This is a genomic window from Rhizorhapis sp. SPR117 (genome assembly GCF_021742065.1).
The window spans coordinates 1-2,245 of the sequence record NZ_JAKKIE010000157.1 but is presented as its reverse complement, the minus strand read 5'-3'; the positions used below and the strand labels follow the sequence as shown (position 1 = coordinate 2,245).

Genomic DNA, 2,245 nt, shown 5'->3' with positions numbered 1-2,245 from the left:
CTGTTTTTGCCGTTTCCGGCTGCTGGCAAGCCGATAGCTGTCCCCGTTCATCTCGAGGATATGAACATGGTGGGTCAGCCGGTCGAGGAGAGCGCCGGTGAGGCGTTCTGACCCGAACACCGATGTCCATTCATCGAACGGAAGGTTGCTGGTGACGAGCGTGCTACCGCGTTCATAGCGCTGGCTGAGCACCTCGAACAGCAGTTCGCTGCCGACGGCGGTGAACGGGACATAGCCCAGCTCATCGAGGATCAGCAGCTTGACTGAGGCGAGATGCTTTTGCAGCTGGCGCAACCGACGCTCGTCCCTTGCCTCCATCAGCTCATGCACGAGGGCGGCGGCAGTAACGAAGGCGACGCTGTGTCCTTTCTGGCAGGCCGCCAGACCGAGCGCGAGCGCAACATGGGTCTTGCCGGTGCCCGATGGCCCAAGGGCGATGATGTTGCTGCGCGTCGTAATCCACTCGCATCGCGCCAGTTCTATCACCAATGGCTTGTTGAGCGATGGCTGAGCTGTAAAATCGAACGTATCGAAGCTCTTGGTATGGGGAAACCTGGCGAGCCGGATACGGCGTTCGACCATGCGGCGCTCCCGGTCGATCCGTTCCAGCTCACATAGCCGCAGCAGATAGCCCGGATAATCGGTGCGGCTGCCCGCCGCTTCCATCGCCACCTTCTCATACTCGCGAGCGAAGGTCGGCAGCTTGAGCGCTTTCAAGTGGTTGCCCAGCAGAATCTGCGGCGGCACGCTGGTGCCCGTGTCGGTCATGACAGGCAACGGTTGCATCACAGGGTCTGTCATGCCGATGCTCCCTTCATTATCACGGGGTGAGCATCGTGCATCAGGCCCAGATAGGCGCGGGTGTCGGTCACACCGACATTGGCGCGGGGCAGATAGGGATACAGGCTCATATCCAGTCTGGCGGGTCTGCGTTCCAGACGCGCAAGCAGGATCATCTTGACCGCATCAAAGCTGATCGCGCCCAGTTCCAGCGCACGGGCGACCGCCCATTCGACCAGCGACTGCTCATAATGTTCGCACAAACGCAGGACCTGGATGAACGCCCGCCTCCCTTCCTTACCGCTTCTGGCCTCCATTAGCCGCCGCAGGCGGTGCACAGGCTCGGACAGGTGCCAACCATCGAGCGGCGCGGCCTGATCCAGGGCACCGGGCTTGTCTTCCAGCAAGGCCAGATAATGGAGCGGGTTGGCGATAAAATCCTCCCGCTCATAACTACGCGCATGGCTGGCGATGCGCGTACCCCGGCAGACGATATCGACACGGTCGACATAGCCCTTGATGACAACCTGCTGGTGCGCGAACGCCGTCGGCACCGAGTAATCATTGGTACGATAGCGCACCAGCGCCATCGACGACGCGCAGCCGCTGACGATATGGCACGGGTCGAACGGCACTGCCGGCAAGGGCATGAACGCAGCGATATCAGCTTCCATGCGCGTCGTGATGCTCTGGCTTTGTCCCCGCAATACCGCTGCACCGCGGCGGCGGCATTGATCGGCAAAGCGGTCGTTCAGTTCATCGATACTCGCCGCCACCGGTATCGGCACCATGAAGTTGCGGCGCACATAGCCGACCAGTCCCTCGACCTTGCCTTTGTCGTTCCCCTTGCCGGGGCGACCGAACCTGTCATCGAACAGGTAATGGCTCTGCAAGCCCGCAAACATCCGGCTGCGTTCGCGTCGTCCGTCGCCAAGGATCCTTGCCACCGCAAGCCGGGTGTTGTCGTACAGGATGCGCGAGGGCACGCCGCTGAAAAAGGCAAAGGCGCTGACATGGCCATCGCAAAACGCCTCCGCCACTTCGGCGGGATACGCCTTCAGAAAGCAGCCATCCGACTGCGGCAGGTCCATGCAGAAATAATGCAACCGCACACGCTTGCCTGCGATGATGGCATCGGCCTCGCCGAAGTCCACCTGAGCATGCCCGGGCCTGTGGCTCAGCGGCATGAACACCTCGCGGGAACGCAACCGCTGTGAACGAACATAATCGCTCAGGATCGTCAGCCCACCCGTATAACCATGCTCATCCCGCAACCGCTCGAATATCCGTTTGCAGGTGTGCCGCTGCTTGGGCGGCGCTCCTCTGTCCGCACGCAATATCCCGTCAATCACTGCTTCAAACGGTCCCAGCTTCTCCGACAGCCGAGGCACCGCGCGACGATAGCCTGGCGGCTCCGCATACTGCAGCATCTTTGTAATCGTGTTGCGGTGAACTCCAAAATAAC

At 61.2% G+C, this 2,245-nt stretch carries 2 protein-coding genes; both read right to left on the bottom strand.

The genetic code is table 11. The annotated features are described in order from the left end of the window. Window positions 1-801, bottom strand: an 801-nt coding sequence (istB, locus tag L3X40_RS21600; RefSeq protein WP_272908141.1) for an IS21-like element helper ATPase IstB, incomplete at its 3' end; no start/stop codon positions are given. Then, the coding region (istA, locus tag L3X40_RS21595) for an IS21 family transposase (RefSeq protein ID WP_237367387.1) at window positions 798-2,245 on the bottom strand (1,448 nt) is incomplete at its 5' end. The genes istA and istB, both read right to left, overlap by 4 nt.